This window comes from Actinoplanes teichomyceticus ATCC 31121 (genome assembly GCF_003711105.1).
GTDB classification, from domain to species: Bacteria; Actinomycetota; Actinomycetes; order Mycobacteriales; family Micromonosporaceae; genus Actinoplanes; species Actinoplanes teichomyceticus.
In genome coordinates this window covers 2820407-2837500 of sequence record NZ_CP023865.1, presented here as the reverse complement: position 1 = coordinate 2837500, position 17094 = coordinate 2820407, and the positions used below count along the sequence as shown (strand labels likewise).

General features: G+C 72.1%; 17 protein-coding genes and 1 tRNA gene. 4 read left to right on the top strand and 14 right to left on the bottom strand.

Annotated elements, in window-relative coordinates:
• Positions 1–2 precede the first annotated feature (2 nt).
• A complete protein-coding gene (locus ACTEI_RS12725) occupies positions 3–809 on the top strand; it encodes a helix-turn-helix domain-containing protein (protein ID WP_239082487.1) in 807 nt (268 codons plus the stop codon).
• A 185-nt stretch (positions 810–994) separates the two neighbouring features.
• On the opposite strand, the gene ACTEI_RS12720 is transcribed toward ACTEI_RS12725, so the two are convergent.
• From ACTEI_RS12720 to ACTEI_RS36930, 11 genes are all read right to left on the bottom strand, one after another.
• Entirely contained in the window at positions 995–2212 is a 1218-nt protein-coding gene (locus ACTEI_RS12720) for a beta-ketoacyl-[acyl-carrier-protein] synthase family protein (protein ID WP_122977848.1), read from the bottom strand.
• Positions 2212–2442, bottom strand: a complete 231-nt coding sequence (locus tag ACTEI_RS12715) for an acyl carrier protein (RefSeq protein ID WP_122977847.1) — start codon at positions 2440–2442, stop codon at positions 2212–2214. The genes ACTEI_RS12720 and ACTEI_RS12715 overlap by 1 nt, the downstream gene beginning before the upstream one ends.
• Positions 2443–2468: 26 nt before the next feature.
• Complete coding sequence (locus ACTEI_RS12710) at positions 2469–3494, bottom strand: beta-ketoacyl-ACP synthase III (RefSeq protein ID WP_122977846.1); 1026 nt, start codon at positions 3492–3494, stop codon at positions 2469–2471.
• Positions 3491–4474, bottom strand: coding sequence for a ferritin family protein (locus ACTEI_RS12705; protein ID WP_122977845.1), 984 nt, complete (start codon positions 4472–4474; stop codon positions 3491–3493). The genes ACTEI_RS12710 and ACTEI_RS12705 overlap by 4 nt, the downstream gene beginning before the upstream one ends.
• A complete protein-coding gene (locus tag ACTEI_RS12700; protein ID WP_122977844.1) occupies positions 4471–5016 on the bottom strand; it encodes a flavin reductase family protein in 546 nt (181 codons plus the stop codon). The genes ACTEI_RS12705 and ACTEI_RS12700 overlap by 4 nt, the downstream gene beginning before the upstream one ends.
• The gene (locus tag ACTEI_RS12695) at positions 5016–5546 is read right to left on the bottom strand and encodes a hypothetical protein (RefSeq protein ID WP_122977843.1); all 531 of its coding nucleotides are present in this window, start codon (positions 5544–5546) and stop codon (positions 5016–5018) included. Before ACTEI_RS12695 ends, ACTEI_RS12700 begins: the two co-directional genes overlap by 1 nt.
• 26 nt (positions 5547–5572) lie before the next feature.
• Positions 5573–6064 carry an SRPBCC family protein gene (locus ACTEI_RS12690; RefSeq protein WP_122977842.1) on the bottom strand — a complete coding sequence of 164 codons (492 nt, stop codon included), beginning with the start codon at positions 6062–6064 and terminating at the stop codon, positions 5573–5575.
• Between the two features lie 2 nt (positions 6065–6066).
• The gene (locus ACTEI_RS12685; RefSeq protein ID WP_122977841.1) at positions 6067–7353 is read right to left on the bottom strand and encodes an aspartate aminotransferase family protein; all 1287 of its coding nucleotides are present in this window, start codon (positions 7351–7353) and stop codon (positions 6067–6069) included.
• A gap of 25 nt (positions 7354–7378) precedes the next feature.
• A complete protein-coding gene (locus tag ACTEI_RS12680; RefSeq protein WP_122977840.1) occupies positions 7379–8518 on the bottom strand; it encodes an acyl-CoA dehydrogenase family protein in 1140 nt (379 codons plus the stop codon).
• A 26-nt stretch (positions 8519–8544) separates the two neighbouring features.
• Positions 8545–10161 carry an aldehyde dehydrogenase family protein gene (locus ACTEI_RS12675; protein ID WP_203723710.1) on the bottom strand — a complete coding sequence of 539 codons (1617 nt, stop codon included), beginning with the start codon at positions 10159–10161 and terminating at the stop codon, positions 8545–8547.
• 131 nt (positions 10162–10292) lie between these two features.
• Positions 10293–10381, bottom strand: a tRNA-Gly gene (locus ACTEI_RS36930).
• Positions 10382–10528: 147 nt separating this feature from the next.
• On the opposite strand from ACTEI_RS36930, the gene ACTEI_RS12670 reads away from it, so the two are divergent.
• The 3 genes from ACTEI_RS12670 to serS are packed head-to-tail and all read left to right on the top strand — an operon-like array spanning position 10529 to position 12979.
• The gene (locus ACTEI_RS12670) at positions 10529–11533 is read left to right on the top strand and encodes a bifunctional lysylphosphatidylglycerol flippase/synthetase MprF (RefSeq protein WP_122977838.1); all 1005 of its coding nucleotides are present in this window, start codon (positions 10529–10531) and stop codon (positions 11531–11533) included.
• A gap of 11 nt (positions 11534–11544) precedes the next feature.
• A complete protein-coding gene (locus tag ACTEI_RS36925) occupies positions 11545–11703 on the top strand; it encodes a hypothetical protein (RefSeq protein WP_164465929.1) in 159 nt (52 codons plus the stop codon).
• The gene (serS, locus tag ACTEI_RS12665) at positions 11696–12979 is read left to right on the top strand and encodes a serine--tRNA ligase (protein ID WP_122977837.1); all 1284 of its coding nucleotides are present in this window, start codon (positions 11696–11698) and stop codon (positions 12977–12979) included. Before ACTEI_RS36925 ends, serS begins: the two co-directional genes overlap by 8 nt.
• Before the next feature lie 328 nt (positions 12980–13307).
• Here serS and ACTEI_RS12660 read toward each other — a convergent pair whose 3' ends face one another.
• The 3 genes from ACTEI_RS12660 to ACTEI_RS12650 all read right to left on the bottom strand — a co-directional run bounded on the left by ACTEI_RS12660 (position 13308) and on the right by ACTEI_RS12650 (position 16850).
• Positions 13308–14075 carry a Pr6Pr family membrane protein gene (locus ACTEI_RS12660; RefSeq protein WP_170206133.1) on the bottom strand — a complete coding sequence of 256 codons (768 nt, stop codon included), beginning with the start codon at positions 14073–14075 and terminating at the stop codon, positions 13308–13310.
• Positions 14076–14660: 585 nt separating this feature from the next.
• Positions 14661–15410 carry a YcnI family copper-binding membrane protein gene (locus ACTEI_RS12655; RefSeq protein ID WP_122977836.1) on the bottom strand — a complete coding sequence of 250 codons (750 nt, stop codon included), beginning with the start codon at positions 15408–15410 and terminating at the stop codon, positions 14661–14663.
• A gap of 105 nt (positions 15411–15515) precedes the next feature.
• Positions 15516–16850 carry a sensor histidine kinase gene (locus ACTEI_RS12650; RefSeq protein WP_372443272.1) on the bottom strand — a complete coding sequence of 445 codons (1335 nt, stop codon included), beginning with the start codon at positions 16848–16850 and terminating at the stop codon, positions 15516–15518.
• Between the last annotated feature and the right edge of the window lie 244 nt (positions 16851–17094).

The following is a 17094-nucleotide window of genomic DNA, read 5'->3' as shown; positions in this document are numbered from 1 at the left end:
CCGTGAATGCACCCGTCGCCTCCCGCTCCACCGCCGGCGCCCTGGTACGGCAATGGCGCCATCGCCGCCGACTGAGCCAGCTGGAGCTGGCCAACAAGGCCGGCATCTCCGCACGCCACCTGAGCTTCATCGAGACCGGGCGGTCCGTGCCGAGCCGCGATGTGCTGCTGCAACTGGCCGACTGCCTGGAGCTGTCGCTGCGCGAGCGCAACCGCCTGCTGCTGGCCAGCGGGTACGCCCCGGCCTACCTGGAGACGCCGCTCGACGCGCCGAGCATCACCGCCGTGCGCGCCGCCGTGCGCCAGGTGGTCAGCGGGCACGATCCGTACCCGGCGGTGGTCGTCGACCGGCACTGGAACATCGTCGACGCGAACGTGGCCCTCACCACGCTGCTCGGCATGGCCGCCCCGTGGCTGGTCACCCCGCCGGACGCCAACGTGCTGCGCGCCAGCCTGCACCCCGAGGGGCTGGCGCCGCACATCCTCAACTTCGCCGAGTGGCGCTCCCACGTGCTGGCCCGCCTGCACCGTCAGGTGCTGCTCAGCGGCGACTCCGTGCTGGCCGCGCTGGAGGAAGAACTGCAGGGGTACCCGTGCGACCCGGGCCAGCCGGAACCGCAGCCGGGCGCGTCGGCCCGCATCTTCGTACCGCTGCGGTTGAAGTCGGAATTCGGCGAGCTGGCGTTCTTCAGCACCGTGGCGACCTTCGGCACCCCGCTCGACATCACCGTCGCCGAGTTGTGCATCGAGTCGTTCTACCCCGCCGACGAGGCCACCGCGACGGCGCTGCGCAGCATCACCGCACGCTGAGGCGGGCGGCGACCGCCGCCCGCCGGCATCGGATGCTCTCCGGCCCACCGGTGGCGATCCTCGCCTCCGGTCGCGGTCCGCGCCACCGGCCGCCGTCACGGCCGGCCGCCGCCGGTGCCGCGCCCGGCGGTGGCCGGCCGGCGAACAGCCGACCGGCCACCGGGCTCCGCGCCGGCCGGCGCGGCTCAGATCGCGCGCACCAGCACGGCCGCGTTCTGCCCGCCGAAGCCGGCCGACAGGCTCAGCGCCGCGTCCAGCCGGCGGTGCACCGGCTTGGTCGCCACCTCGACCTCCACCTCCGGATCCTGCCGGTCGAGGTTGGCCGTCGGAGGCACCACACCGTGCTGCACCGCGAGCACGGTGAGCGCGGCCTCCACCGCCCCGGCGGCGCCGAGCATGTGCCCGGTGACGCCCTTGGTGGAGCTCACCAGCGGCCGCGAGCGCAGCACCCGCTCGACGGCCCGCGACTCGGCGAGGTCCCCGAGCGGGGTGGCGGTGCCGTGCGCGTTGACGTGGTCGATGTCGCCGGCGCCCGCGTCGGCGTCGGCGAGCGCGGCGCGGATCGCCCGCTCCAGCCCCCGGCCCTCCGGGTCCGGCGCGGTGAGGTGGTGCGCGTCGGCGGAGTGCCCGGTGCCGTCCACGGTGGCCCGGATCCCGGCGCCCCGGGCCCGGGCGTCGGCCAGCCGTTCCAGCACCAGGATGCCGGCGCCCTCGGCCCCGACGAAACCGTCCCGCTCCACCTCGAAGGGCCGCATCGCCTCCCGCGGGTCGCCGGCCCGCCGTGACAGCGCGCCCATCCGGGCGAAGCCGGCCATGATCAGCGGCGTCACCAGGGCCTCGCTGCCGCCGGTGATGACCACGTCGCACCGGTCCAGGCGCAGCAGATCGCAGGCCAGGCCGATGGCCGTGGTGCCGGAGGCGCACGCGGTCGCGACACAGAAGCTGGGGCCGGTCGCCCCGAACTGCAGGGAGAGCTGGCCGGCGAGCATGTTGGACAGCTGCATCGGCAGCAGCAGCGCGGAGACGAACCCGGCGCCCTGCTGCGTCAGCACGCTGTGCTGCTGCTCGACCGTGGCGAAACCGCCGTCCGCGTTGCCCAGCACCACGGCCACGCGGGCGCCGTCCCAGCGGGCCGGGTCCAGACCCGCGTCGGCGAGCGCCTCGGTCGCCGCGACCACGGCGAACTGGGTGAACCGGTCCATCTTGCGGGCGCGGCGGCCGAGCAGCGCGCCGCCGTCGAAGCCGGGCACCCGGCACGAGATGGTGACCGGGTTGTCGGCCAGCTCGGGGTCGTGGGCGGCGGTCGGCTCGGCGTCGAGGATCCGCTCCCACGTCTCGGTCACGCCGATACCGGCCGGGGTGACGAGCCCCAGGCCGGTAACGGCGACGCGGTGCGCCGGCATCAGACCGTCGCTGCCTTTCGCGCGGCCAGGTCCGCGACGGCGCCGACCTGCTTGGCCTCGGCGATCTCGTCGTCGGTGATCCGGACGCCGTACTCGCTCTCCAGGATGGTCGCGAGCTCGACGAGATCGAGGGAGTCGAGCTCCAGATCCTCCAGGCTGGCCTCCGGCTCGATGTCCTCCGCCGGAACCTGGAAGCGGCTGACGAGGACCTTCTTCACGGTGTCGAACATGGCAATCCCTCCGAATACAACAGTGATCAGACGGTCAGTGCGGTGATGTCCGGCCAGACCAGGGTGGATGCCCCCCACGTCAGCCCGCCGCCGAACGCGGCCAGCAGGACCCGGTGGCCGGGCTGCAGGCGCCCGTCGGCGCCGGCCTGGGCGAGCAGCAGCGGGATGGACGCGGCCGACGTGTTGCCCACCTCGGCGATGTTCGACAGCACGCGGTCGGCGTCCAGGCCCAGCCGGTCGGCGACCGCGGCGGAGATCTTCGCGTTCGCCTGGTGAGGTACGAACCGGTCGACGTCCGTGACCTGCCACCCCGCGTGTGCCAGGGCGGCCCGCGAGGAGGAGGTCAGCCGCTCGACGGCGTGCCGGTAGACGTCGCGGCCGGCCATGTGGAAGAAGTGGTCCTCCGGGCCGGGATCCGCGCCCGAGGAACGCTGGCGGGAGCCACCGCCCGGCACCATGATCAGCTCATGGTTCCCACCGTCGCTGCCCAGGTCGGTGGGGCCGAGCGCACCCGGCTCGTCCGGCCGGCCCGCGCGCAGCACGACCGCGCCGGCGCCGTCCGCGAAGATCACCGCGGTGCTGCGGTCACGCGGGTTCACGATGCTGGTGAAGGTCTCCGCGCCGATCAGCAGCACCCGGCGGGCGGTCCCCGCGGCGATCAGCCCGCCGGCGGTGGCCAGACCGTACACGAAGCCCGCGCAGACCGCGGCCACGTCGAACGCCGCGGCCCCGATCAGGCCCAGCCGCTCGGCGACCTGGGGCGCGGTGCCCGGCAGCGGGTGGTCCGGCGTGGCGGTGGCCAGCACCACCGCGTCGGCCTGCGCCTCACCGCTGGACTTGAGGGCCAGCGCGCCCGCCGCCACGGCCAGGTCGCCGGTCGACACGCCGGGCTCGGCGAACCGCCGCGAACCGATCCCGGTACGGCTGCGGATCCACGCGTCGGAGGTGTCCAGGTGGGCGGCCAGGTCGTCGTTGGTGACCACCCGGGACGGCAGCCACCCACCCACGCCCGCGAGCACCGGGTGCCGGTCGCCGCTACCCCCGGCGCTCATGCCACGTCCGTGCCGCTGAGCAGCGGGAGCGCGTCCTCCAGCCCCATGAACCGCAGCCGCGACTCGGCCATCTCGTCGGTCCAGCGCTCGGCCATGTCGTAGCGCTCCTCGGGGGTGGTGTCCAGCAGCAACCGGCCCGGCCACACCTCGTAGTCGCGCAGCAGGTCGGCCTGCTGGGCCATGCCCTTCTGGAACAGCTCCTCGCGGTACATCACGTACTTGCGGTCGGGCACCCGGTCCCACAGCTCGCGCCCGGCCGCCAGGATCTCCATCAGCCGCGGCCGGTACTCCGGGTGCCGGATCAGGTGGTCGCGGATGATCGAGCTGCCCACGGTCAGATGCCGGATCTCGTCGATCGCGGCGCCACGGGAGATCTCGCTCGCCGCCGGGTCGAGCCGGTCCCACTTGCGCTCGGCGAGCTCCGCGGCCGGCGCCAGCACGCCCTCGATGACGATGGTGAACACCGCCACCCCGCCGACGAAGTCCCGCTCGTCGCGGATGATCCGGGCGGCCAGATCCTCCACCGGCTGCAGCACCTCGGGCACGTACTCCCGGGACATCTCGGCGATCGTGTCGTGCAGCTCGGCCGCCGGGACGCCCAGCTCGACCAGGTGGTCGCGGAACACCTTGGAGTGGCGGGCCTCGTCGATGAGCTGCGTGGCGTAGAACTCCATCTCCACGATGCCCGGCGCGTTCGCGACGTAGTAGGACAGGATGCGGGTGGCCTTCTCCTCGGCCACCGAGCGCAGCCCCAGCTCCAGCATCATCGCCTCGCGCAGCGGGCCGTCCTGCTTCATGAACGGCGGCACCGCGGCGTTGTGGTGCCCGGTCACCGCCCGGTCGCGCAGGGTGCCCTGGGCGACGGCGCTGAGCCAGTAACCCAGGTTGCACCGCTCCGCGCTGAGCTCCAGGGTCTTGGCCCCGGTCAGCAGCCCGGGCGCCTGCTCCCAGTCGGCCTCGGGAGGGATCACGGCGGTCATCGAGAACTCCTAACGGTCAGTTCCGAACTGTCCGGCGCCATGCTGTGCAGGTCGCCGTCGTGCAGCCGGCCGGCGTAACTGAGCAGTGGTGATCCCCAGCTCGCCGATCCGGCCAGGACCTGCGCCACCAGCAGGTCGTGGTCGCCCAGGGCGAGCCGCTCGACCAGCTGGCAGCCGAGGGTGGCCAGCGATCCGGTCAGCGTCGGCGCGCCGGTCAGCGCATCGGTCTCCCACGCGACGTCGCGGAACTGGGCCGTCCCGGCCGGACGTGCCGGGTCGGCGAACCAGCGTGCCGTCGCGTACTGGTCGCTGCGCAACACGTTCACGGTGAACCGGCCGCCGTCGCGGACCCGGCGCGCGAACGCCGAGTTCAGGCGCAGGCAGACGCCGAGCAGCAGGGGCTCGCGGGAGATGGCGGTCACCGCGCTGACCGTCGTGCCGTGCGGTGTGCCGCTGTCGTCGACGACGGTCAGCACGGCCACGCCGGACGCGAAGTGGCGTACCGCCCGGCGCCGCCGCCCCTCCAGGGTCTCGGTGTCCATCAGCGGACGGCCGCCGCGGGCGCGGCGTCCGGCACCCGCGCCGGGGCTTCCGCGCCCAGCACGCCGGCCGCCGAGCCGCTGGAGTCCACCCCGGAGCGCAGCGCGTCGATCAGGCGCGCGTAACCGGGGTAGGCGACCGGCTCGAACGGCAGGCTGAGCGGCTTGAGGAAGTTGCCGAACACGCCGCGGTCACCGAACAGGTGGAACGGGATGATCAGCAGCGCCCACTCCCACCCGATCAGCAGGCCCCACAGCACCACGACCGCGGCCTGCGTGATCATGCTGTGCATGGTGTTGTAGAGGTAGTAGTAGACCTTGCTGATCCGCTTGGTCCTGCTGCGGTGGAAGGCGATCGCGCCGGGGATGTAGCCGATCAGGTCGATGTACAGGAACAGCCCGATGGCGGGGAGCCAGCGGATCTCGTCGTAGTGCCAGATCAGCAGCACGGTGCTGGCGGCGAAGCCGACGAGGTACTCGGCCCGGTGCGCCCGGAAGGTGGCCCGGGTTTCGAACGGATTCTTCGCGTCCATCAGATGGCCTCTCGAAGGGTGCGGGCTCAGCCGGCGTCGCCGGCCGGCACGGGGACGGCCGGTGCGGGCCCGGCGAAGGTGACCTCGAGGTGGTCGAACAGGCCGGCCACCGCCCAGGCGGCGGTCTCGCGGATCACCCGCTCGGCGATCGGGTCGAGGATGCCCTCCAGCGACGGGATGCCGAAGTCGAAGTCGCACCGGAAGCTGAGCGCGGTGTCGGCGCCGTCCTGGCGCAGCTGCCAGACGCCGGAGAACTCGTCGAAGTCACCGTCGGTCTGGGCGAACTCGATGCGCAGCTGGTCGGTCAGGAACCGCTCCTGCTCGGTCCAGCGCAGCAGGCCGCTGCGGAAGTGCAGCTCCCAGCTGGAGGAGCCGACCGGCTCCGGCAGGCCGGTGTGCACGGTGGTGGCGTTCACGTGCGGGGCCAGCGTCGGATACTGGTCGAAGCGGGCGATCTGCTGCAGCACGTAATCGGCGGCGGTGTTGTGGATCACCGCGTCGAGGGAGACCTGGCGCATGGTCAGTTGCCGCCTTTCGGCATTCGGGTACGACGGTTGACGAGGTCCCGGGTGGCCCCGTCGAGAGCCTGGAAGAAGGTCGTGAGCTCACGCTCGGTGAGGGTCGCCGGTGGGGTGAACCGCACCACCGAGCTGCCGATCATGGAGTGGTTCGCCACCACCCCGTGGTTGAACAGCTCGATCAGCAGCTCACCGGCGAGGCCGGCCTCGATCAGCTCCACGCCGATCAGCAGGCCCACGCCGCGGACGTCGACGGTCAGGTCCGGGATGTTGCGGTGCACGATGGCGCGGATCTCCGGCAGCAGGCGGGCGCCGAGCGCCGCCGCACGGGCGACCAGGTCGTCCTGCTCCACCGCCTCGATCGCGCCCTGCACCGCGGCCATCAGCAGCGGCTGGCCGGAGAACGTCGCGGTGTGCAGGTACGGGTCCTTGTCGAAGGGCTTGAACGTCGCGCGGTCGGCGACCGCGGCCGACACCGGCAGGATGCCGCCGCCGAGCGCCTTGCCGGTCAGCAGCACGTCCGGGACGACATCCGCGGCGGTGCAACCCCACCAGGAGCCGAGCCGCCCCATGCCGGTCTGCACCTCGTCGACGATCAGGAAGGCGCCGTGCCGGCGGCACAGCTGCTCGACCTGTTTGAGGTAGCCGGCCGGGGGGATCACCACGCCACCCTCGCCCTGGACCGGCTCCACGATGACGGTGACCTCGCCCGGGTACCGGGACAGGTGCTCCCCCAGCGCGTCCGCGTCGCCGTACGGCAGATGGGTGACGTCCGGCAGCAGCGGCCGGAACGGCCGCTGGTAGACCTCCTTGGCGGTCGCGGAGAGCGCGCCGAGGGTCTTGCCGTGGTATCCGCCGGACATGGAGACGAGCCGGCGCCGGCCGTGCGCGCGGCCGAGCTTGAGCGCGGTCTCCACCGCCTCGGCGCCGGAGAGCGAGAAGTGCACCCGGTCCATGCCCGGCGGGGTGATCCGGGTCAGCGCCTCGGCGGCGCGCGCCACGGTCGGCTCCAGCAGGATCCGGGTCGAGGTGGGATGGGTGCGCAGCTGCCGGGTGACGGCGTCCAGCACCCGCGGGTGCCGCGCCCCCATGACGAAGACGCCGTACCCACCGAAGTTGAGGAACTCCTCGCCGTCGCTGGTGTAGATCCAGGCCCCCTCGGAGGCCACCTCCATGTGGCTGCCGAACAGCTCCGCCAGAGTGGCGCGGCCCTTGCTCAGGTGCGCCCGGTACAGGTTGAGGATCTCCTCCTCGGTGTCGACGGATGCGGGAGATGCGACCGTGGTCATCGGGTCTCCTTCCGGTTCTCGGCGGTCAGGACAGCCGCAGCGGCTCGCCGCTGAAGTAGTCGATCAGGGGTTCGGCGGCGCTGGCCCGCGACGGCGGGTGGAAGGCCAGCGGGCGGACCGCGGAGGCCAGGTAGGCGATCTCCGGGTCCTTGATCCAGGCGATGCCGCCGAGCGTCTCCACCGCCAGGTCGGCGACGCGTACCAGGTGGTCCTGGACCGCGTAGCGGGCCACCAGCGCGGCGGCGACGACGTCCTCGTTCAGTTCGCCGGCGTCGACCGCGCGGGCCACCCCTTCGAGCAGCCCGACCGCGGAGTCCAGCTGCACGCCCAGCGCGGCCCGGTCGGTGACGCTGCCGCGCCCGGCCTTGAGCACCCGTTCGGTCAGGGCCGAGGCGGCGCCGGTGTAGACCGACGAGATCAGCATGACGAACCAGACGAATCCGGCCGACTGCAGATCGTCGAGGCGGGTCGGGTCGTCCGGCACCGTGCGGATCACCAGATCCTCCGGTACGTGCACGTCCTCCAGCCGCACCTCCTCGCTCTCGGCGGCGGCCAGCACCGGGTTGCTCCAGAAGGGATGCACCGAGATGCCGGGCGTGTCGGCCGGGATCAGCAGCACCGCCAGCGACTCGCCGTCGTCGCCGGGCACCGCCACGCTGGCGGTCAGCAGATCCATGGAACGGGCCAGGCTGCACGGCTTCTTCACGCCGTTGACCACGAAACCGCCGCCGGGCGCAGGTTCCGCCTTCACGGCCGGCACCAGGATGTTCTGGCTGGACCGGCCCTCGGCCCAGGCGGACGCCATCAGCAGCCGCTCGCCCGCGACCCGCTCCAGCAGGCCCAGCTGCGCGCCGGTGAGACGCCCGGCCGAGCCGGTCAGGCTGTACAGCATGCCGGCGGTGAAATGGTGCATGGTCACCGCCGCGCCCAGCGACGGGCTGGCGGCGCCGAGCGCCCGATTGATCCGTACGGCGGTGAGCGCGCCGGCGCCGGCCCCGCCGAAGTCCCGCGGCACCAGCAGCCCGGCGCCACCGTGGTCGCGGAACAGTTTGACGGCCGGGCCGCCCGGGCGCTCCAGCTCGCTGAGCGAGTGCTCGGACAGGGCCTTGAGCAGGCCGGGGTGCGAGGCTTCACAAGCCTCGCGGGCGATGTCGAGGGAACGCATGGTGAGGTCTCCTGTTCGCGAGCGGATCAGCCGAGGCCGAAGACGGCTTGCCGGGGGTTGCTGCCGGTCGAGATGCTGACCCCCTGCTGGTGCGAGGTCTTGACGATCGGGTAGTTCGCCTCGCCGTAGACCCCGCTGGTCAGGCCGGTGCCGCCGTGCGTGGGCAGGTACGGCAGGAAGCCGATGTGCGAGTCGTTGATCTTCAGCAGGCCGCCGTTGCGGATCTCGGCGACGAACCGGCCGACCACCTCGTCCGAGCCGGCCCACAGCGAGTTGCGCAGGCCGTACTCGTTGCTGTTGACGTACTGGATCACCCGGTCCAGCAGCTCGGCGTCCGCGGCCGGTTCCGGCACCACGACCGGCAGCAGCGGGAAGAACGTCTCGTGCCGCACCGCATCCACGTCGCGGGCCCCGGCGAGACCGTCGACCCGCAGGACGGTCGGCTGCAGGAACACGCCGGTGTCCGAGACCGTGCCGTCCAGCTCGATGCGCTCGCCGCCGCAGACCAGCTGCGCGCCCCGCGACCTCGCCTGTTCGAGCAGGGCGAAGAACTTCTCGCTGCGGCGCACCGGGGACAGCAGGGAGTCCGGTTCGCCGGGCAGGCCGGGCCGGATCTCGGCGGCCGCCTTGGCCACCCGCTCCAGCAGCTCGTCGGCGATCAACGGGTGGGCGATGACGTAGTTGGGCACCATGCAGATCTGGCCGGAGCCGAAGAAGCACTCGGTGATCGCCTCGGCGGCCAGTTGCAGGTCGGCGTCGTGCCACACGACCACACCGTCGTTGCCGGCCAGTTCGAGGATCGGCTTCTTGCCGTGCTCGACGCACTCGGCCTGGAAGCGCAGCCCCTCCGCGCTGCCGCCGAAGTAGAAGATGTCGTCGACGCCGGGATGCCGCAGCCAGCGGTCGAGCGTCTCGCGGGGCTTGCTGCAGACGACGTTGAGCGTCCCGGGCGGGGCGCCGAGCTCGCGCAGCAGCGGCGCGACCAGGTCCCGCATCAGCCACATGGTGCTCAGCGGGATGCTGCGCGGGGCCCGCACCACCACCGCGTTGCCGGCCATCAGGGCCAGCACGGCCAGCGCCGCGCTGGAGGCCGGCGCGTTCTGCGGCGGGTTGACGCAGACCACGCCGTCCGCCTGGCGGCGCACGATGAGGCGCCGGTCGCCGTGGCGGAACTCGGTGTGCATCTGGCTGGCGGCGAACGACAGGCTTTCCGGGCTGTAGATCTGCAGCAGACCGGCGAGCTCCCACTCGGCGAGCTTGCGCGGGTGCGCCTCGGCGATCAGCAGCTCCAGGAACGTCTCGCGGTTCTCGTGCAGCGCGGCGCGGAACCGCTCCCCCAGGCTCATCCGGGTCTCCAGCGGCATCGCGGCCCAGCGCGGGGCCGCCTCGGCGGCCGCGTCGAGGGACGCGTCCAGGTCCGCGGGCCCGGCGACCGCGCAACGGCCGACCACGTACGGATGCTGCAGGGCCTCGCCGTCGGGATCGTTCTCCAGCGCGCGCTTGAGGCTGACACTGGTGAAGACGTCCTCCAGCAGGGACCGGGCGCTCACCGTGTAGACCCAGCCGGCGCCGTCGACGTCCCGGTCTGCGATGTATGAGCCGTAGCTGCGCAATGGCTCCGGCCGGCCGGCAGTTCGGACCACAATTTCTCCTCGGTCGCAGTTGACTCGCCGCGACCCATGGTGGGTGACCGCTCTGACGCGTGGCTGACGCTATCCTGACAATGCCCGGAAATGAAAAAGGGGCCCCATCACGGGACCCCTTTTCACCACCGCGGAGAGAGCAGGATTCGAACCTACGCGGGCATACACCCGATCGAACCTGGAGATCCGATCCCCGTTAGACCACTTCGGGTATCTCTCCTCGCTGACACCAACGATTCTGCAGGCCCGTGCTGACAACCCGCTGACCACCTTCTGACACCGACAGCGGCCCTTGTTGGCACTATCCCCACATGGTCTACTGGCGATGGCTATCCCGTCCGCTCACAGGCGCGATTGGACACTTCCCATGACCGATTCACCGTCCCCCGCAGAAGTCGCACTGAATTGCATCCGCGACTATCCCGGGGCGAACAACCCGTCGTCTTTCCTGGCAGTCAACGAGGGCAACGAGTATTTCACGCTGCCCGGGCGCCCCGGCGTCGTCGCGTATCGGACCGCGGGCCGCTACCTGGTGCAGTTCGGCGGCCCGTTCGCCCCCGCGGAGTCGTACGCCGACCTGCTCCACGGCTTCCTCGACTTCGCGCGTGCGCAGCAGCGCACGGTGGTGGCCGTACAGCTGCAGCGTGACGACGTCGACGCCTACGCCCGCAGCGGCTTCACGGTCAACCAGATCGGCGCCTCCTGGGCCGTCGACCTGGCCCGGTTCACCCTGGCCGGCACCAAGTTCATGCAGCTGCGCAACAAGATCTCCCGGTCGTTCCGGGCCGGCCTGCAGGTCATCGAGGCCAAGCTGGACGACTGGTACGACCAGATGCGCGAGCTGGACGCGGTGTGGCTGACCTCGAAGGGCGAGCACAGCCGCGAGCTGGAGTTCCTCGTCGGCCAGTACGGCGGCGAGGCGCAGCAGCACCGCCGCCTGTTCGTCGGCACGATCGAGGACCGGCTGGTCGGGTACATCTCCTACAGCCCGGTGTACGGCGACCGGCCGGGCTGGATGCACGACCTGAGCCGGCGCATCCCCGACCGGGTGCCCGGGATCATGGAGGCGATCAACCGCACCGCGATCGAGCGCTTCCAGTCCGAGAACGTCCCGTGGCTGCACTTCGGTTTCACCCCGTTCACCGGCCTGGCGGAGGAGAATCTGCCGGCCGGGCACAGTCCCGGTTTCCACCTGCTGATGCAGCTGCTGTGGCTGCACGGCGAGGCGGTGTACCCCGCGCAGACCCAGCTGGCCTACAAGCAGAAGTGGGACCCGCACGTGTGCATCCCCGAGTACGTGGCGTTCCAGGGCCGGGCGAGCATCGCGGGGCTGGCCCACATCTTCCGCGCGTCCAACGCGCTCGAGGTCTGAGGAGACGGACGATGAGCGACACCACGCAGGATGAGGTGCAGGCGGGTCTGCAGGCCGTGCTGCAGTCGTTCGTGATGGTCTGCGGGGCGCCCGACGACGCGGCCGTGTGCGCGCAGGCCGACGACACGCTGGCGAAGGTCGACGAGCTGCTGGCACGTGCCCATGATTGACCTGCGGCTGCTGCGTGAACAGCCCGACCTGTTCCGTGCCGGCCAGCGGCTGCGCGGTGAGTCGGTGTCGAAGGTGGACGATCTGCTGCGCGCCGACGAGGAGCGCCGGGTCGCCGTCCAGCGTTTCGAGGCGCTCCGGACCGAGCAGAAGCTGCTCGGCAAACGGGTCGCCGCGGCGTCCGGCGACGAGCGTGCCGAACTGCTGGCGCGGACCCGGCAGCTGGCCGCCGAGGTCAAGGCGGCCCAGGCCGCGGCGGACAAGGCCGGCGAGGTCCTCCGGCAGGCCCACCTCGCCCTGCCCAACCTGGTGGTGGACGGCGTCCCGCCGGGCGGCGAGGACGACTTCGTGGTGCTGCGCACGGTCGGCGATCCGCCCGGACTGACCGCGCCCAGGGACCACCTGGAGATCGGCGAGGCGCTCGGGGCGATCGACACCGAGCGGGGCGCCAAGGTGTCCGGGTCGCGGTTCTACTTCCTGACCGGCGTCGGCGCGCTGCTGCAACTGGGCCTGCTGCAACTGGCCGTCGCCCAGGCGGTCGAGCACGGCTTCACGCCGTCGATCACTCCGGCGCTGGTCAAACCGGAGGCGATGCAGGGCACCGGCTTTCTCGGCGCGCACGCCGGCGAGGTGTACCGGTTGGAGGCCGACGACCTCTACCTGGTGGGCACCTCCGAGGTCGCCCTGGCCGCGTACCACCGCGACGAGGTCCTCGACCTGCGCGGCGGCCCGCTGCGCTACGCCGGGTGGTCGTCGTGCTTCCGGCGGGAGGCCGGCTCGCACGGGCGTGACGTACGCGGCATCCTGCGCGTGCACCAGTTCGACAAGGTGGAGATGTTCTCCTTCTGCGACCCCGACGACGCGGCCGGCGAGCACCTGGCGCTGCTCGCCATGCAGGAGGAGATGCTGGCCAAGGTCGAGGTGCCGTACCGGGTGATCGACGTGGCCGCCGGCGACCTGGGGTCCTCCGCGGCGCGCAAGTACGACTGCGAGGCGTGGGTGCCGTCGCAGGGCCGCTACCGCGAGGTGACCTCGACGTCGAACTGCACGACGTTCCAGGCACGGCGGCTGGACATCCGCCACCGCGGCCGGGACGGCACGCTGCGCACCCCGGCCACGCTCAACGGCACGCTGGCGACGACCCGCTGGCTGATCCCGATCCTGGAGAACCACCAGCAGCCGGACGGCTCGGTGCGGGTGCCCGCGGCCCTGCGGCCGTACCTCGGCGGGCGAGAGGTGCTGGAGCCGGTGACCGGACCCGCGCACCGGGCGGCGTGACGCCGGCCGCGTGAGCGTCGGAGTCGGTCACCCCGGACGCGGTGACATCGCGGCGTGATGCGGCCGAAGTGCCGCCGGGCGGTGGTGCCTGCCCGCCGCCCGGCGGCGGTGTCAGCTCCCCGGATGAGCGGCGGGCACCGCACCGCAAACGCGCCCGGCCGGACCACAACCCGTCGCCGCGACGAAACGTCGACGCCGAGGTGTTGCCCACGCGGGGGAATGCCGCTCCGCTACGCCGGCGCAGCCCGGGCACGGGGCTCGAACGGTTCTCGCGCCTGGCCGACGACTCCATGTCCCTCCGGGCCCGGGATCCGAAGCAGCGGCCGGATCAACAGGCCTGGCGCTGGCGCTCGACGCCCGACCTGCCGACCCCTGTGCCGTCGGCAGGACCCGGATCAGCGCTCACGACGGACTCAGCACGCTGCGAGTTTCGAACCGGGGTCGAGGCGACCGGGCGCCCACCCGGCAAACGGCGGTCCAAACCCCACAGGATCGCCCCGAACAGGATCGCGATCACCACCACGAAAGCCATATTGCGGACCGCGGCGCCATAACCGATGTCCGTCACGCTGGCAAAGGGATACGGATACCAGTCAGTGACCGCACCATGGGCGAACGTGTAGCCGATCCACAGCACCGGCCAGACCACCGCCCATCCCAGCGTCCGCCTGTCCATCCGCGACCGCGGCCCGAACAGCAACCAGCCCGACAGCGCCCACCACGGCGCCACGTAGTGGAACCCCAGATTCGACCACCAGCCCGCACCCGTCGGGTTCGCCTGGCCCGCCAGCACCGTCGCATACACCAAGCCGGTGATGATGATGCCCAGCACCGCGTCCAGACGGATCACCCGCCACAGTGGGCCGTCCCGCTCCGGATTCACCGCCAGCGTGACCGCCACGATCAGAAGCAGGATGTTGCTCTGGATCGTGAAGTAACTGAGCATGCGAACGAACCGGGTCACCACCGGTTCCACCACACCATCCGAATCGGGCGAACCCTGCGCCGTCAGCACGATCTGGGTCACCAGCGAGCACACCACGACGGCGGCGAGAAGCCCATGCCAGAGCCGGGCGTAGACACGAGATCCGTTCACCCCGGTAGTAAAGCTGGATCTTGCAGCCAATGCTATATCCGCCGTCACCGCAGTTCACCACCCAGGACCGCGACACGACCGCATCGGCCAGCACCCCACGCCGCCCGTCTGCCGGTCAGATGGAACCGGCTCCACCTTCTCCGGGCCCGAAGGGCCGGGGACGACGCGGCGCTTCGCGAGGTACCGGCCCGGCTCGCCGCTGTCCTGGATCTCCGCGAGGATCGCGGATGCCCCGCTCCGCCGACGGATCGGCCCGGTGACGCCGCATCTCCGGCGAGATCAGATCGTCACCACGGTGGCCCACCTCGCCAACGCGACTGATACGCCCCGCGCGCGACGACGATCAGCGCGATCCTGCGGTGCGGACGCGGGACTTGCTGATCTCTGCAGCCAACCGTCGTCGGTCTTCCGCGACAGCGGAGTGCGGGTCACCGTGGCGCGATCCGGGTCTCAGCGCACAGCGGCGCACCGGGCGCGATGGACCTCCCCGGCCGAGACGCTGCCACGGGCTCCCTCAGACGACCGATCTTCCCGGCCGCGACACCCTGCCGTCTCGCCCCCGACATCTCGGCCGGGGTTCCTTTTTCAGCTCGCGGCAGGCGTACCCGGCGCGGCGGACTCCGGCTTGCGGCTCGCTTTCAGGTACGCCAGACCGGCCAGCAGCAGGGCGACGAGTCCCGCGATCAGACCGGCGAGCCCCAGGCCGCTGCCCGAGCCGTCCGAGTCATCCGAGTCGTCCGAGTCATCCGCCTCGGCGGCCGGGGCCGCGGCGGCCGCCGACGGGGCAGCGCTGCCGTTCGCGGCCGGAACGATCTTCAGAACGGGCGCCGGGCTCTCCGGCTCGGATCCGTCCGTGGTGGGCTCGTCGATCCAGCGCACCACGTCGCCGTTGGAGTACGTCTGCAGTGCTTTGAAGACCAGTTGCCCCGACTCCGGCAGCGCCCCCATCGACACGTCGAACTCCTGGAACTCACCCGGCTTGATCTCCGAGCCCTTCGCGGCGGTCCAGGTGATCTTCGAGACCGCCTCGGTGATCTCCGTGTCGTGCGCCTTGATCGGGGTGGCCAGCTTGGTCTTCTGGGCCACCGCGGTCCAGCCGGGGACCGGCTTGACCGAGACCGACGCGATCGGCTGGTCGGCGGGGAGGTTCACCTCGAGCTTGGTGGTGGAGGCGCTGTCCGACTCGTTCGGCACCCGGAACGACACCTTCGCGTAGCCGCCGGCGGTGGCCGAGTTCGGGTTGACCGTCACGTGGGCGGCGGCCGGCCCGGCGAGCGCCAGGGTCAGGACTCCGGCCGCGGCGGCCACCACTGCGGAACGCTTGAACAGCGACATGGTGGGGGAACCCTTCCGTCGTATCGTCGCCCGCTGCCGGGCACGTTCCTTGGTCGGCGCGACGGTCCGATGAGTTCCCGCGAATTTCCGGGATTCCGCGGGCGCTCACCCGCTCGTGATCACCTCCCGGGCGCGCGGCAGGCGTACCTCGACCCGCAATCCCGGCTCCGCATCGCCCAGCGTGACCGAACCGCCATGCCTGCGCACCAGTTCCCGGACGATGGCCAGGCCGAGCCCGGAGCCACCGGCGTCCCGCGCGCGAGCGTCGTCGAGCCGGGTGAACCGGTCGAAGACCCGCTCCCGGTCGGCCGCCGGAATGCCCGGTCCGTCGTCGGTGACCACCACCAACAGCTCGGCGCCGGACGCGGCGGTGCGGACCGTCACCCGTGAGCGTCGGTGCCGGCAGGCGTTGTCGAGCAGGTTCGCCACCACCCGGGCCAGCGCGTCCGGCTCGGCGACCAGCGGCAGCGGCTCGGCGGACTCGTCGTGCCGGACCCCCGGATAGCGTGCCGCCACCTCCCCGACCAGTTGACCGAGATCGACCTGTTCCAGCCTGCCGGAGACGGCCCGCGCCGCCCCGTCGTCCGACCGGGCCAGCAACAGCAGGTCGTCCACCAGCCGGGAGAGCCGCTGCACGTCGGTGAGCAGGTCGTCGGCGAGCGCCGGCCAGTCGGTGTCGTCCGGCAGCCGCTGCGCCACCTCCAGCTCGGTCCGCATGTTGGTGAGCGGGCTGCGCAACTCGTGCGCGGCGTCCGCCACGAAGGCGCGCTGCCGGGCCCGCGCGGTGTCCAGCCGGTGCAGCATGTCGTTGAGGGTCAGCGCGAGACGCCTGATCTCGTCGTGCGAGCCGGGCACCGGCAACCGGCCGGCCCGGGTGCCCCCGGTGATCTCCTCGGCGCCGGCCCGCAGCGCGTCGACCGGACGCAACGCCGCCCCCAACGCCCGCCACAGACCCGCCGCCAGGAGCGCGACCAACAGCGGGAACGCGACCAGCAGGGTGACCCGGAGCAGGTGCACGCTCTGAGTGAGCTGGCTGGTGGAGCGCGCCACCAGGATCCGCAGCGGATGGGTGGCCGGCCCGGCGGTGACCTTGACGACCCGCGCGGCGCCGTCGAAGCCGATCCGCTCCCCCGGGATCTCCACGCCCTCGCCGTCGCGCAGGACGCGCAGCTCCTTCACGTACAGGATCGGCACCAGCCGGTCCGCGGTGGCCGAGACCGCCCGCACCCGGTTCTGCTCGTCGATGACCTGGACCTGAACGCCCGGCGTGACCTGGATCGGGTCGGTGAGCTGCCCCTGGTCGACCAGCCGCGCCACCCCCTCAGCGGTCTCCAGCGCCTCCGCGTGCACGGCCCGCCCCTGCGCGAAGGTCAGCACCGCGACCAGCAGTACCCCACCCGCGGCCAGCCCGAACGACAGCGCGGCGGCGGAGATCAGCAGCAGGCGGGCCCGCAGGCTCAGCTCACGCAGGCGGCGTCGCATCTATCCACCCGTCTGAAATGCCGCAGCGTCGCGCCGTGCCCCACGCTGGCCACAGCGTCGCGCCCTCCCCCGCGCTGGCCACACCGCCCCGCCGTGCCACGCGCTGGCCGCAGCGTCGCGCCGTGCCCCACGCTGACCGCACCGTCGCGCCGTGCCCCACGCTGGCCACAGGGCCCTGCCCTGCCCCACGCTGGCCACACGG